Annotated in this window: 1 pseudogene; it reads left to right on the forward strand. The window is 58.7% G+C overall.

Annotated elements, in window-relative coordinates:
* Window positions 1–96: 96 nt before the first annotated feature.
* Window positions 97–589, forward strand: a pseudogene (locus H8A95_RS43435) (IS630 transposase-related protein); the annotation flags it as partial.

The raw sequence follows: 589 nt of genomic DNA on the forward strand, positions 1-589 counted from the left end.
CTAGAGCATTTTCCGACCGGAATGAATCGGGTGGGGATTCCCAAAACGGCGCGAGTCAGATTCAAAGCTGCATGCTGGCGAAGGAGGTCAGCATGCATGACCAGGGCGCTTTCGGTTGATCTTCGCCAAAGGGTGGTAGCCGCGATCGACGGCGGCTTGTCCTGTCGACAGGCTGCCGAGCGCTTTGGTGTCAGCGCGGCCAGCGCGATCCGCTGGCGCAGTCGCCTCAAGGAAGTTGGCGATATCGTTCCTAAACGCCAGGGCGGTGACCGCAAATCGCAGCGCATCGAAGCGCATGCACAATTGATTTTGGACGCGGTGACTGCGAATCCGGATATCACGCTCGCCGAGTTGCGCGAGCTGTTGAAACATCGCGGAATATCGGCCGGCATCGCGTCGCTCTGGCGTTTCTTCCAGCGCAGAAAGATCACACTTAAAAAAAGACAGCGCACGCCGCCGAGCAACGGCGCGGCGATATAAATGCCGCTCGTGAGGAGTGGTTCGAAGGGCAAATCGATCTTGATCCTGACCGCCTCGTCTTCATCGACGAAACCAGCGCCAACACCAAAATGGCGCGGCTTTACGGGCG

This window comes from Bradyrhizobium oropedii (assembly GCF_020889685.1).
Taxonomy (GTDB): Bacteria; Pseudomonadota; Alphaproteobacteria; order Rhizobiales; family Xanthobacteraceae; genus Bradyrhizobium; species Bradyrhizobium oropedii.